Source organism: Pseudoalteromonas sp. BZK2 (assembly GCF_014349195.1).
GTDB lineage: Bacteria > Pseudomonadota > Gammaproteobacteria > Enterobacterales > Alteromonadaceae > Pseudoalteromonas > Pseudoalteromonas simplex.
Genome location: NZ_JACSOG010000004.1, coordinates 1 through 12,711, shown reverse-complemented (window position 1 = coordinate 12,711; position 12,711 = coordinate 1). Strand labels below are relative to the sequence as shown.

The window sequence follows — 12,711 nt, the reverse complement described above, 5'->3', positions numbered from 1 at the left end:
TACCGCATTCTTCAGACATTAAAAAAGCGAAGGCCACAACAGCCTTCGCTTTTTATCTGCTTTATTTTTAAGCTAGTTTATCTGAAGCCACTTTATAATTTGGATCTTCAATCACATTCACTTCAACTAAATCACGCGCATTGTGTAATAGTTGAATACAATCAGGGCTTAAATGACGCAAATGCAGTTTCTTACCGACTTTTGCGTATTTTTCTGCAAGACTGTCAATCGCTTCAATCGCACTGTGATCAGCAACACGGCTATGTTTGAATTCAATGATCACGTCTTCTGGGTCATTTTTAACATCAAATAACTCGGCAAAGTTCTTAACCGAACCAAAGAATAAAGGACCATGAAGCTCGTACACTTTAGAGCCTTGCTCATCGATATAATTGCTTGTGTAAATGTGTTTCGCATGCTGCCAAGCAAAAACTAAAGCAGAAACAATCACACCCACACATACCGCGATCGCAAGATCTGTTACTACGGTTACGCCAGAAACAAGCACGATAACAAAAGCATCAGACTTAGGTACACGTTTCATCATTTTGAAGCTTGCCCACTCGAAGGTACCAAGAACAACCATGAACATAACACCAACTAAGGCAGCTAGTGGGATCATTTCAATGAGACTGGCTGCAAAAATGATGAATGCTAGCAGTATGATTGCGGCACTAATACCAGATAAACGTGAACGACCGCCCGAGTTAATATTGATCATAGATTGACCAATCATCGCACAACCACCCATTGCACCGAAGAAACCACAGGTAATGTTTGCAGCGCCTTGACCAATACACTCTTTGTTACTGTGACCACGGGTTTCAGTAATTTCGTCAATTAAGGTCAGTGTTAATAACGATTCAATTAAACCAATCGCCGCTAAAACTAAAGCGTAAGGGAAGATAATTTTTAATGTTTCAAGATTAAATGGCACCATAGGAATATGAAACTCCGGCAAGCCACCGGCGATCGTTGCCTGCTCATTACCTGTCATTCCTTTTAAGAAATCTAGTACAGTGCGCGCTTCTAAATCAAAGCCAATCACAATCGCTGTTACCGTTACAATGGCAGCTAACGATGAAGGTACAGCAGTAGTTAGCTTAGGTAAGAAATGAATAATAGCCATAGTTAACGCTACTAAGCCAAGCATAATATAAAGTGCTTGCCCTTCCATCCACTGTTGGCCACCCATACCGTCTGGTACTTTAAATTGACCCAGTTGCGCCAAGAAAATAACAATCGCAAGACCATTTACAAAGCCCAGCATTACTGGGTGCGGAACCATACGAATAAACTTGCCAAGCTTGAAGATACCTGCGAGTACTTGCAGTATCCCCATTAGCAAGACGGTTGCAAATAGATACTCTACACCATGATCTAAAACTAAACTTACCATTACAACGGCTAGTGCGCCGGTAGCACCAGAAATCATACCTGGACGACCACCAAAAATAGCCGTAATTAAGCCAACAATAAATGCGGCATATAAACCAACCAAAGGCTCAACATTAGCAACAAAAGCAAACGCAACCGCTTCTGGTACCAATGCCAACGCAACGGTCAGGCCTGATAGAATATCGTTTTTAGCAGAGCTTGGCGCTTTGCTGAGTAAGTTAAACATTAAGATCCTCTTTATAGTGAATGCATTTCGGCAAGGCGCAGAATTCTAGCAAAATCCGCAAAAGTTAACAATTATTAACAACAAAACGGCTAGTACCTAAAAGCACTAACCGTTTTCGAAAAATAAAACGTAGTAGAAAAAGATTAAAGAGGTAAAGACGTACTACGCTTAACGCATGTCATGGTCACGTTTGAGTGAACTTCTTGAACAAACTCAAGGTTTAGTAGATTATCACGAACAAACTGCTCATAACCTTCAATACCTTTTGAAATAATACGAAGCATAAAGTCCATCGTACCAGCCATACTGTAACACTCGGTTACTTCATCATAGCTCATAATTAAACGTTCAAACTCAGCTAGGTTCGTTCTACCGTGGTTAGATAGACGAACATGGGCATAAACCAACATATCAAAGCCAAGCTTTTTCTCGTCAAGCAAAGCAACTTTACCTTTGATATAACCATCTTGCTCAAGCTTAGCAATACGACGCCAACATGGAGATTGAGATAAACCAACTTTATCGGCAATTTCTGCCGTAGATAAGCTAGCATCCTGCTGTAATAATGCCAAAATTTGGCGATCTACTTGGTTCAGAGACATTTTATTTCTTTTTCTGTAAAAATACTGGTTAAATTATATAACTGATTTAAATATCAGTCTGCCTATTTTCTACTGTTTGTGCAAAAAAATTGCAACTTTATACCAATCCACTTAATTAAAAAATTAGCCATTATTGCGAGTAAATATCAACCAAAACGCCCACTAATAAATGGATTTGTTTTTCGCTCATGCCCTACGGTGGTATTCGGACCGTGGCCTGGCAAAATAGCAACTTCATCAGAGAATGATAAAATCTCAGACTTAATTGATTCGATTAATTGCGCACTATCCCCTTTTGGAAAATCAGTACGACCAACAGAGCCTTGGAAAATCACGTCACCCACTATCACCTGTTCTGAACCTTGGTGGTAAAAAACAACATGACCAGGCGTATGCCCTGGGCAATGGCGTACAGATAACTCAAGTTCACCCACTGTGATTGTATCGCCATGATTTAGCCACTTCGTTGGATAAAATGGTGTAATTGGTGCAAAACCAAACATTTGCGCTTGCATTGGCAAGGCATCAAACCAAAATTTATCATCTAAATGTGGGCCAATGATATCAACGCTAAAATGCTCTGCGAGTTGCTTTGCAGCGCCCACATGGTCTAAGTGGCCATGTGTTAAATAAATTGCCTCCAATTGGCAACTTAAAGCAGCAAGTTCTGCTTGAAGTTTGTCTGCATCGCCACCAGGGTCAACCAAGGCCGCTTTATTCGTTTGCTCACAAATAATAATGCGGCAATTTTGCGCAAAGCCAGTAACAGGAACAGCTTTCACTTTCATGTTATTGTCCTTTTTGTAACTGCTCAAACGCCATTAAAATTGGGTATTTTAAATAGCGTTGATCATAAAACGGTGTACGCTCATAAAGCCAATGCAAGCGCGCATCAGCATCTTTAGCAAAGTTTTTATCTTCACGAATTTTTTTATCGAACTCTAAAGCCAATGCAGGTTTTTCTTTTAGCATTTGACGTGCGTACGGCATTAAAGCGTAATTCTCAACGTATTCAGTGCGCTGAAAAAGAGTATTAAACTCGCCCCAAGCAAAGAATGAATCTGGTGCTTCTGGGTGTAGTAAGTGTGTAGCCAGTTCTGAGTATGGCTGCTCAGTTGAGACTTTGTACCAGCTGGTCATATCGACATTTTCTACGGTATTGTAATCAAATGTCGCCTCTACACGAAAACGTCCTTCAAAAGGTGCTTTTGCAAATGAGTAATCAGCAACGCTTGCTTGCGTTAATGGCTCAGAAACAGAACCATTCAACGTCGTTACCTCTACGCCGTGTAATTTAAGCTTACTTACCAATTGGCTGTACGCCGGCGGAATATAAAACGCAGCAGGTACGTTAACAGTCTTTTTAACTTCTTTTTGCCAAAAAATAGGCAAAGCGTCATAGTTTTTAGCTTCACCTAAATATTTAACTTCAGGTTGCCCAGACAATGCGCTTTCAGTTCTTGAATAGGCGATCCCTTTAAATTCGATGGTATCTGGCTCTTTTGCATAACCACGTTCAACAACTAATTGCGTAGGTTTGAAATCGAGCTCTTTTTGAACTGCTTCATTAAGGGCTTTATCGTTTGCAGCTAAAGCATCAATGGCACCATCAATAAATACATAAGTACCTAATACGCGCTGCTTATAAGGTTTTAAAGAGTGGTTCTCAACTAAGATAGTCGGTAATGAACGTAAATCACCCCAGCCATTTGAAAAACGTGGTGTTGCCACCCAACCCGCTAACCCTTTTTTAAATTCCCGCTTGTCCATTACAAACACAAGTGGACCAGGAATATGCCCTGCTTTTTCGAGTTTGGCATCAATAACAGGTTTAAATAGATTATCCAGCGCTTGTGAGACACTCGGTGATTCACTCGAAAAAACCGGATTATAGCCGTAGGTCACGTCATACTGATAATCAGCGCCATCGGTTACATGGACATCCACGTATAAATCTGGCTTAAATTGATTAATAACCTGCATCACACCTCGTACTTCGGGTGTATCAAGCTTAGTGTAATCACGATTTAAATTTAAATTTAGACCGTTTGTTCTAAAACCCATTTCTACAGGGCCACGCTGATTAATACGGTTGTATTGGCTACTACGCTCGTGACCATCAACGTTTAAAATAGGAATAAACAGAATATTGACTTTGCTCAGAATATCGCGGCGTTTACCTGTTGCAATATCGCGTAGCAACATAAACATGGCGTCTTTGCCATCAATTTCACCACTGTGAATGCCTGCTTGAATAAAGATGGTTGGCTTTGTATCAGCAACAAGTTGTTTGGCATCAAACATACCTTGCTCATTTGCTACTAACATTTTAACCGCACGACCCGCACTGCTTGTTGCAATTGTCGTAACTTTGAATTGGGTAGGATTTGCTGCAACAAGGCGATCTACGAACGCCATAGTGTCTGCATAATCAGGCGAAAAAGTGCCTTCGCTTAATTCAAAATCTGTGGTTAAAGGTCCTTTTTCTTGCATTAAAGACACACTATCGCCTTGCCATGGCAACAGTGGGGGTAAGTGGCTGTCTAAAGTTACTGCAGCAGATAAAAACACTAAACTCGCAAACATATCACTCTCAAGTGCGGTACTTATTCTATATTGGGGAAATTATAACAACTAATCTGAATGGATTGCGTAAACTGCGGTGATTCAACAAAAAAATGGAGCAAACGACATACGCTATGCAAAATCGTTGTTAGTTATGAATATTAATTAAGATCAAAAAAAGGAGCACTAGGCTCCTTTTTAAACTTTATGAAAAGCGAAATTAAGCCGCTAGGCCTTCTTTTGCTTTTGCAACAAGCGCTGCGAATGCAACTTGGTCATAAACAGCGATATCTGCAAGGATCTTACGATCGATTTCTACAGAAGTCTTTTTAAGACCATTGATAAAACGGCTGTATGAAAGACCGTTTTGACGAGCTGCTGCATTGATACGTGCAATCCAAAGTTGACGGAAAGTACGTTTCTTAGCACGACGGTCACGGTAAGCGTATTGACCCGCTTTAGTAACTGCCTGGAAAGCTACGCGGTAAACACGTGAACGTGCTCCGTAGTAACCTTTAGCTTGCTTTAAAACTTTTTTGTGACGTGCACGTGCGATAACACCGCGTTTAACTCTTGCCATTTCTGAAGACTCCTATTAAGCGAATGGTAACATACGTGAAACTAGACCATGGTCATTCTTATGAACCATCATCTTAGGACGTAAGTGTAATTTACGCTTAGAAGTTTTCTTAGTCAGAATGTGACGAAGATGCGCTTGTTTACGCTTGAAACCGCCAGAAGCAGTTTTCTTGAAACGCTTAGCCGCGCCTCTGTGAGTTTTTAGCTTGTAAGCCATTGCAATAACTCCAAATGTATTGCTTAAAAATTAGCAAGCAGGCGAGAGATATAAAAATAGCTCTACTTTTAAGGCCTAACTTACTGCCATAATCCGGTGAAGGCTCACTACAAAAGCAGTGCAACCTTACTTATAACCGGTTATTTCAGGTGAACAGTAAACTGTTACTTGCAGACCTGAAATAAAATCGGTGCGTAATATACCCTGTTTATTGCTTTTTAGCAATAGGTGCCATCATCATAACCATCTGGCGACCTTCAACACGATTTGGGAATGATTCAACTTGTGAAACATCTTCTAAATCGGCTTTAACACGGTTTAATAATTCGATACCAATTTCTTGGTGAGCCATTTCACGACCACGGAAACGGATAGTGATTTTAGCTTTATCACCCGCTTCTAAGAACTTGCGTAAGTTGCGTAGCTTAACCTGGTAGTCACCTTCATCCGTACCTGGACGGAATTTGATTTCTTTAACCTGGATTTGCTTTTGCTTTTTCTTTTGTTCTTTTAGTTCTTTGCTTTTTTCAAAGATGAACTTACCGTAGTCCATAACCTTACAAACAGGTGGCTCAGCATTAGGACTGATTTCTACAAGATCTACACCCGCATCATCAGCGATAGCTTGCGCCTCTTTTAATGACACGATGCCAGCTTGCTCGCCGTCGATGCCAATTAAACGAACTTCTTTAGCTGTAATATCTTCGTTGATACGATTTTTTTGAGCTGTTTGTTGCCCTTTCTTGCCGCCTCTAATGGTACGATCCTCCAAGAATATAAAATAAAAAGCGTGTAGTTGGCTGTTTGTTTTGCCCTACACGCTCATGATTTATTGTCGATTTTTAATTTCTTCGCTTACTTTTGCAATGAAATCATCAACACTAAATTTGCCTAGGTCTTCACCTGTGCGAGTGCGTACTGCCACTTCTTGTTGTTCAACTTCTTTATCGCCAACAACAAGTAAATATGGAATACGTTTTAACGTATGTTCACGGATTTTAAAGCCAATCTTCTCATTTCTCAAGTCAGCAGCGGCTCTAATTCCAAGTTTATTTAATTTTTGTACAATTTCTTGCACATAATCTGCTTGTTTGTCCGTGATGTTCATGATCACAACTTGCTTAGGAGCAAGCCACGTTGGGAACAAACCAGCGTATTCTTCAGTTAAAATACCGATGAAACGCTCAATTGAACCTAAAATCGCGCGGTGGATCATAACAGGTGTACGACGTTCGTTATTTTCAGCAACATAAGTTGCACCTAAACGACCTGGTAATGCGAAGTCTAGCTGTACAGTACCACATTGCCATGCACGGTCTAAACAGTCATAAAGTGTAAACTCAATCTTAGGACCGTAGAATGCACCTTCACCTGGTAGGTAATCAAACTCAATGTCGTTTGCTTTTAATGCATCAGCTAGCGCAAGCTCAGCTTTATCCCACATTTCATCTTCACCGATGCGTTTTTCTGGACGAGTAGATAGTTTTACAACGATCTTCTCAAAACCAAACGTTTCATATGTGTCGTAAACCATTTTGATACATGCAGAAACTTCATCCATGATTTGCTCTTCAGTACAGAAGATATGCGCATCATCTTGAGTAAAGCCACGTACACGCATTAAGCCGTGTAATGCACCTGATGGTTCGTTACGGTGACAACAACCAAACTCAGCCATACGTAATGGAAGATCACGGTATGATTTTAAACCTTGGTTAAAGATTTGTACGTGACCCGGACAGTTCATTGGTTTGATTGCGTATTCACGCTTTTCAGATTCAGTTGTGAACATCGCATCTGCGTATTTGTCCCAGTGACCTGATTTTTCCCATAAACCACGGTCCATCATTAATGGGCCTTTAACTTCTTCGTAATCGTACTCACGTAGTTTTTCACGAACGAAGTCTTCTAGTTCACGGTAAATGCTCCAGCCATCATTGTGCCAAAACACCATGCCTGGTGCTTCTTCTTGCCAGTGCCATAAATCAAGCGCTTTACCAATACGACGGTGATCACGTTTTTCAGCTTCTTCTAAACGTTTTAAATACGCTTTAAGTTGCTTTTTATCTGCCCATGCAGTGCCGTAGATACGTTGCAGCATCTTGTTTTCAGAATCACCGCGCCAATAAGCACCTGCCACTTTCATGATTTTGAAATGTTGACAGAACTTCATGTTTGGAACGTGTGGACCACGACACATGTCGATGTATTCTTCGTGATGGTATAAGCCTGGACGATCATCTTTCGCGATGTTCTCGTCTAGAATTTCCATTTTGTATGTTTCACCACGCGCTTCAAAAGTATCGCGTGCTTCTTGCCAGCTTACGGTCTTTTTAACAACGTCGTAGTTTGTTTTAGCAAGCTCAAGCATGCGCTTTTCGATAGCATCTAAATCATCTTGGCTTAAAGAGTGTTCCATGTCGATATCGTAATAAAAACCGTTATCGATGGTCGGACCGATTGCCATTTTTGCTTCAGGGAAAAGCTGCTTAACTGCATGACCAATAAGGTGCGCACATGAGTGACGGATAATCTCTAAACCATCATCATCTTTTGCTGTGATAATTTCTAAACGCGCATCTTCGGTGATTAAGTCACATGCATCAACACGAGTACCATTAACACGGCCTGCAATAGTTGCCTTGGCAAGACCTGGACCGATATCGCTCGCTACGTCAAATGTGCTTACTGGGTTTTCAAAACTACGCTGACTGCCGTCAGGGAGGGTAATAACTGGCATTATAAATCCTTAATACAGTGGTGATGCCTACAATGCATCACATGTAATATTTTTAAATTAATTTTTAGTAACTCTGCAACGCTTTTACGAATAAGCATTGCTATTTATGCTTGTATTTACTGAGTCTTCGCAAATACAAGCGACTATTGTCGCTGCTCACGTGCTCAAATACAAGTAGTTAGAAGAGTAAATTGACAATTAGTTAACTCATTTCATACTTAATGAGTCAGTACTTTTAGGGTGATGAAAATGCCAAACACGCGTTCTTTCAAGTTTGCTACATTTAACTTATTAAATTATACCGCGCCACCCTACTCGTTTTACCAATTACATGAACGCTATAACAATACACAATGGCTGCAAAAACAATTGTTTGTTGCTAATTTCTTAAGTGAGTCAACCCCTGATGTGGTGGCATTTCAAGAAGTGTTTAGTCAACACGCATTAGAAGTGCAGTGTAAAGAAGCGGGTTATGATTATTTTAAAACGGTCGATAGCCCGTCCCATGATGCGCTCTATCCGCAAGTGTTATTCAACCCTGTAGTTGCAATTGCGAGTAAATACCCGTTTAAATCAGCCGATGCACTGACGCCATGCCCTGAATTACTTGAGTACTTAAACAATCAAAATGAGTTCAAATTTAATCGCACACCGATTAAATGTATCATTGATTTACCTGATTTTGGTGAAGTCTGTTTTTATGTTGTTCATTTTAAGTCACAGCGTGTGCAATCAATGGCGCACATTCTTAATATTCATAACCTTGAAGATCCGCTCCTGCAGTTACTACATCAAACGGTGGGTACCATGCAGTCGCAAATCTCCCGCTCATTAGAAGCGTCTATTGTCTATTATGATGCACTGAAAACGCAGCGAGAAATGCAATGTGCAACACTTGTTATGGGGGACTTTAATGATGTACTTACCAGCCCAACTTTATCGTTTATGACTCAAGGCTTTCACCCCACTCGCTGTGAACCTTGTATAGAACAGAACGAACTTGTTGTTGGTCTGACCGACAGCTATGAGTTTAGCCGCTCATATTATGATAATAAAAACAAACCCTTTAGCCATTATTACCAAGGAAAAGGGAATGTATTAGATTATATTCTTGCTTCAGCGCATTTTAATCCCGATTGCCAAGCTTCGAAAGTTAAAGTGCTCGACTACGAAAGTTATGATAAGCATATTTCGCCAAGTAAATTAACCGAAGATATTAGTGTAAGTGACCACGGTGTTATCGCAATTAAAATTCATTTTTAAAGCACCTGTTTTTCATAACGTTAATTGCTATAATTGCGCAAATTAAGTTATTTAGAGAAAGACCATGAGAACATGTGGTGTAGAAATTACAGGTAGTGACGTACTACTGTGCATTTTAACCAAAGACAATGACGTATTTGATATCCGTGATGTCAGACAAACACGTTTTACCTTAGGCAATGGTAATGACACAGAAGTAATGCGTAAATTCCAATTTGATTTCAAAAAATTAATGGAAGATTACCAAATTGACTCTGTAGCAATCAAAGAGCGCCAAGCAAAAGGTAAATTCGCTGGTAGTGCGAAAGGTTTCAAAATGGAAACGGCTATTCAGTTAATTGAACGCTTAGATGTGCAAGTTTTATCGGCAACTGAAATCAAAGAGCAGCTTAAGCGCAACCCAGTGCCTATTGATTTTGAAGACACAGGCCTGAAAAAATTCCAAGAAAACGCATTCATTAGTGCTTACGTGTACATCATGCGTAAAACTTATAAGCAAGATGAGCCAAAAGCTTAATTGCTGCTTATTCTTAATAAAACGTGCTACGGCACGTTTTTTTATACCTCAAAAACCATCCTTTATTCTGCTTTATTAAAATTACACTCTGTACATTAGTCTTATAAAGCTTTTCTTTGTCGACAATCTATGTTTAGTTAATCAAGTACGCATGTTTTGAAATCATCCTAAATGATTGTTTCAATTATTTTGCATCAAGTCCATGACAACAAATTAACCGGACACGGAGAATACAATGCAGACAAAGAACACACACTGTAATGCGCTTCCACTTACTCAAAGCTATTATCAAGGCCGTACAGATATTCCTTTAATTGAAAAAACTATTGGACAGTACCTTGATAATATTGTCGACAATTACCCTGATCACCCCGCGATTGTGGTTCATCATCAACAGATCCGTTTAACCTATAGGCAATACCAGCAACAGATTAACCAGTTAGCAATGGGATTATTATCACTTGGCGTAAAACCTGGCGACCGGGTTGGTATTTGGTCTCCTAACAATATTGAATGGTGCTTAACTCAATTTGCCACAGCAAAAATTGGTGCAATCATGGTGTGCATTAACCCTGCATATCGACCAAGCGAATTAAAATACGCACTCAATAGTGTTGAGTGTTCAACACTTATCACAGCAAGTGAATTTAAAGCCAGTAATTATATAAACATGCTGAATGAGCTCGCACCGGAGCTTAAAGATTCACAAGCAGGTGAATTAAATTTAAACGCCCTGCCACACCTAAAAAATATTATTCGTATTGGTGATGAGCCTGCTACTGGCATGTTTAGCTTTAGCGATATCATGCAGCGCGCAACAGATGCCCATAAGCTAGAGCTTGATGCAATAGCTGCTACTTTAAGCTGTGACCAAGATATCAATATTCAATTTACTTCTGGTACTACGGGTAATCCAAAAGGAGCGACCTTATCCCATAAAAACATCCTCAATAACGGATTTTTGATGGCCCAAGCGATGAAGCTGACACATGAAGATAAACTCTGTATTCCGGTACCTTTATATCATTGTTTTGGCATGGTGCTTGGTAATTTAGTGTGTATCAGTAAAGGCGCTACGGCTGTTTTTCCGGGGGATTCTTTTGACCCCAAAACAACCCTTGAAGTTGTAGAAAAAGAGCGCTGTACTGGCCTACATGGTGTTCCAACGATGTTTATCGCCGAGTTAGAGCTTAAAGATTTTGCAAATTATGACTTATCTAGCCTCCGAACAGGCGTAATGGCCGGCTCAACCTGCCCTGAGCAAGTTATGCGTAAAGTTCACTCATTAATGCATATGAAAGAAGTTGTAATTGGTTATGGCCAAACTGAATGTAGCCCGATAAATAACGTAACCGAAACCGACTCGCCTCTCGAAAAACAAGTTACCACAGTAGGCCGTGCATTAGCCCATACTGAAGTGAAAATCATCGACGAGCTGGGTGATGTTCAACAAGTTGGCTTACCTGGAGAAGTATGTAGCCGTGGTGCTGGAATTATGCGCTGCTATTGGAATGATGAAGAAAAAACGAAAGCAACAATTGATCAAGACGGCTGGTTACATTCTGGTGACTTAGGTGTGATGGACGAAGATGGCTTTGTTGCTATCGTTGGCCGGATAAAAGACATGATCATTCGCGGTGGAGAAAACATTTATCCAAGAGAAATAGAAGAAGTACTTTACACCTATCCAGGTATTCAAGATGCAGCCATATTTGGTATTAGCGATGAAAAATACGGCGAAGAAGTGTGCGCCTGGATCAAACCAAAAGATGATGCGGTACTTGATGAAAATGCCATTCGTGATTTTTTAAAAGATAAACTTGCCTATTTCAAAGTACCAAAGCACATCCGCTTTGTTGAAGAATACCCAATGACAGTAACAGGCAAGCTTCAAAAATTTAAAATGCGCGAACAAATGCAGGAACTCCTAAGCGAAAAGGCATTTTCGTAATCATTCACTTGCAAAGTACCCCCTAATTTCAAGCAAGCTCAGCACCGCTGAGCTTTTTTATTTATATATATATTTAGACACCCATTTTAAATTTGAAGAGTTAACCGAGCTTCATATATAAAGACTAAATTTATGTAGACATCCAACTTAATATTTCTCAATTTTTGGAATTACAGCTAAGCTTATAGTGTTCAACTCATGGAGGAGAAGAGCATGGCAACCCCACGTAGAAACTTAATTAGCGTTTCAAACACGCCTTATTATCACTGCATTTCACGCTGCGTTCGTCGCGCTTATTTGTGCGGGCAAGACCCACTAACTGGTCGTTCATATGAACACAGACGCGATTGGGTTGAAAACAAACTACTTCAACTTGGTCGTATATTTTGTATTGATGTTTGTGCTTACGCTGTTATGAGTAACCATACTCATCTAGTACTTCATATTGATATAGCAAAAGCAAAGCGTTTGAATAATAAAGCGATTCTGATTAGATGGCATAAGTTATTTAAAAGTACATTCCTTTGCCAACGATTCTTAAATGGCGAATTGCTAGTAAAAGATCCACCTTCTAAAGAAGGTGGCTTTGCATTAGCCCCCTAGAAGGGGGCGTTGTTTACTACAGTGTTAACTGCGCCTGCTCTTGCACCTCT

At 40.1% G+C, this 12,711-nt stretch carries 11 protein-coding genes and 1 pseudogene; 4 read left to right on the top strand and 8 right to left on the bottom strand.

Annotation, left to right across the window (positions count from 1 at the left end; genetic code table 11):
- Positions 1-67 precede the first annotated feature (67 nt).
- From BIZ38_RS03410 to thrS, 8 genes are all read right to left on the bottom strand, one after another.
- On the bottom strand, positions 68-1,624 hold the full coding sequence (locus BIZ38_RS03410; RefSeq protein ID WP_054554885.1) for a SulP family inorganic anion transporter: 1,557 nt from the start codon (positions 1,622-1,624) through the stop codon (positions 68-70).
- A gap of 143 nt (positions 1,625-1,767) precedes the next feature.
- Positions 1,768-2,226 (bottom strand): Lrp/AsnC family transcriptional regulator, encoded by a 459-nt coding sequence (locus tag BIZ38_RS03405; protein ID WP_036968198.1) that lies wholly within the window; start codon positions 2,224-2,226, stop codon positions 1,768-1,770.
- Positions 2,227-2,372: 146 nt separating this feature from the next.
- Positions 2,373-3,014, bottom strand: coding sequence for an MBL fold metallo-hydrolase (locus tag BIZ38_RS03400; RefSeq protein ID WP_187489558.1), 642 nt, complete (start codon positions 3,012-3,014; stop codon positions 2,373-2,375).
- A gap of 1 nt (position 3,015) precedes the next feature.
- Positions 3,016-4,812 (bottom strand): M14 family metallopeptidase, encoded by a 1,797-nt coding sequence (locus BIZ38_RS03395; RefSeq protein WP_187489557.1) that lies wholly within the window; start codon positions 4,810-4,812, stop codon positions 3,016-3,018.
- A 199-nt stretch (positions 4,813-5,011) separates the two neighbouring features.
- Positions 5,012-5,371, bottom strand: coding sequence for a 50S ribosomal protein L20 (rplT, locus tag BIZ38_RS03390; protein WP_036968189.1), 360 nt, complete (start codon positions 5,369-5,371; stop codon positions 5,012-5,014).
- Positions 5,372-5,386: 15 nt separating this feature from the next.
- A complete protein-coding gene (rpmI, locus tag BIZ38_RS03385) occupies positions 5,387-5,587 on the bottom strand; it encodes a 50S ribosomal protein L35 (protein WP_054554888.1) in 201 nt (66 codons plus the stop codon).
- A gap of 208 nt (positions 5,588-5,795) precedes the next feature.
- Positions 5,796-6,359: a translation initiation factor IF-3 gene (gene infC / locus BIZ38_RS03380; protein ID WP_082389338.1), complete on the bottom strand. Its 564-nt coding sequence runs from the start codon at positions 6,357-6,359 to the stop codon at positions 5,796-5,798.
- Positions 6,360-6,416: 57 nt separating this feature from the next.
- Complete coding sequence (gene thrS, locus BIZ38_RS03375) at positions 6,417-8,327, bottom strand: threonine--tRNA ligase (protein ID WP_054554889.1); 1,911 nt, start codon at positions 8,325-8,327, stop codon at positions 6,417-6,419.
- 249 nt (positions 8,328-8,576) lie between these two features.
- On the opposite strand from thrS, the gene BIZ38_RS03370 reads away from it, so the two are divergent.
- From BIZ38_RS03370 to BIZ38_RS03355, 4 genes and pseudogenes are all read left to right on the top strand, one after another.
- Positions 8,577-9,590: an endonuclease/exonuclease/phosphatase family protein gene (locus tag BIZ38_RS03370; protein ID WP_166340043.1), complete on the top strand. Its 1,014-nt coding sequence runs from the start codon at positions 8,577-8,579 to the stop codon at positions 9,588-9,590.
- A 64-nt stretch (positions 9,591-9,654) separates the two neighbouring features.
- Complete coding sequence (locus BIZ38_RS03365) at positions 9,655-10,107, top strand: DUF3010 family protein (RefSeq protein WP_054561405.1); 453 nt, start codon at positions 9,655-9,657, stop codon at positions 10,105-10,107.
- A gap of 235 nt (positions 10,108-10,342) precedes the next feature.
- On the top strand, positions 10,343-12,058 hold the full coding sequence (locus BIZ38_RS03360; RefSeq protein ID WP_187489556.1) for an AMP-binding protein: 1,716 nt from the start codon (positions 10,343-10,345) through the stop codon (positions 12,056-12,058).
- A gap of 213 nt (positions 12,059-12,271) precedes the next feature.
- A pseudogene (locus tag BIZ38_RS03355) lies at positions 12,272-12,613 on the top strand (transposase); the annotation flags it as partial.
- Positions 12,614-12,711: the final 98 nt, after the last annotated feature.

Excerpts from the sequence above, each read along its gene's own strand:
- BIZ38_RS03400 (WP_187489558.1), bottom strand. The coding sequence starts at position 3,014 with ATGAAAGTGAAAGCTGTTCCTGTTACTGGCTTTGCGCAAAATTGCCGC.
- BIZ38_RS03360 (WP_187489556.1), top strand. The coding sequence starts at position 10,343 with ATGCAGACAAAGAACACACACTGTAATGCGCTTCCACTTACTCAAAGC.
- BIZ38_RS03370 (WP_166340043.1), top strand. The coding sequence starts at position 8,577 with ATGCCAAACACGCGTTCTTTCAAGTTTGCTACATTTAACTTATTAAAT.
- BIZ38_RS03405 (WP_036968198.1), bottom strand. The coding sequence starts at position 2,226 with ATGTCTCTGAACCAAGTAGATCGCCAAATTTTGGCATTATTACAGCAG.
- rpmI (WP_054554888.1), bottom strand. The coding sequence starts at position 5,587 with ATGGCTTACAAGCTAAAAACTCACAGAGGCGCGGCTAAGCGTTTCAAG.
- rplT (WP_036968189.1), bottom strand. The coding sequence starts at position 5,371 with ATGGCAAGAGTTAAACGCGGTGTTATCGCACGTGCACGTCACAAAAAA.
- thrS (WP_054554889.1), bottom strand. The coding sequence starts at position 8,327 with ATGCCAGTTATTACCCTCCCTGACGGCAGTCAGCGTAGTTTTGAAAAC.
- BIZ38_RS03365 (WP_054561405.1), top strand. The coding sequence starts at position 9,655 with ATGAGAACATGTGGTGTAGAAATTACAGGTAGTGACGTACTACTGTGC.
- BIZ38_RS03395 (WP_187489557.1), bottom strand. The coding sequence starts at position 4,812 with ATGTTTGCGAGTTTAGTGTTTTTATCTGCTGCAGTAACTTTAGACAGC.
- BIZ38_RS03410 (WP_054554885.1), bottom strand. The coding sequence starts at position 1,624 with ATGTTTAACTTACTCAGCAAAGCGCCAAGCTCTGCTAAAAACGATATT.